This is a genomic window from Streptomyces millisiae, from assembly GCF_031845425.1.
Taxonomy (GTDB): Bacteria; Actinomycetota; Actinomycetes; order Streptomycetales; family Streptomycetaceae; genus Streptomyces; species Streptomyces millisiae.
This window is the reverse complement of the sequence record NZ_JAVREM010000356.1, coordinates 1-429: the sequence shown is the minus strand read 5'-3', so window position 1 is coordinate 429 and position 429 is coordinate 1. Positions and strand designations below refer to the sequence as shown.

Sequence of the window (429 nt, the reverse complement as noted above, 5' to 3'; positions counted from 1 at the left end):
CCCCGCGCCAGGCCCGGCCGGCCAGGCCCTCGTCGGCGAGGCTACGGCTCGTTCGTGTTGGCCTCGAGCGTCTTGCGGGTGACGGCGCCGTAGACGCCTGGCGGGTCGTCCTCGATGCCGTAGGCGTTCTGGAAGCGCTCCACCGCGTCCCTGGTCGCCTCGTCGTAGACGCCGTGCGCCTCGCCCGCGTAGACCCAGTTGAGCTGGAGCAGTCGCTTCTGCAGCTCGACGACCTCGGGGCCCTCGTCCCCCAGTTGGAGTACGGGGGCGGGGTCCTCGCCGCCCGGGTTCGACGGCTCGTCCGTCGGTTCCTGGGTGGGCGGCTCCGAGGGCTCCTCGGTGGGCGGCTCGTCGGTGCCCGGGTCGCTCGGCTCGGCGGGTGTGGTCGGGTCGGGTCCCGGGGTGGTGGGGTCCGGGTCAGGGGTCTGC

Annotated in this window: 1 protein-coding gene; it reads right to left on the bottom strand. The window is 74.4% G+C overall.

The genetic code is table 11. The features are described 5' to 3' along the window. Window positions 1-41: 41 nt before the first annotated feature. A partial coding sequence (locus RNC47_RS37065) for a peptidoglycan-binding domain-containing protein (RefSeq protein WP_311605270.1) occupies window positions 42-429 on the bottom strand: 388 nt, incomplete at its 5' end.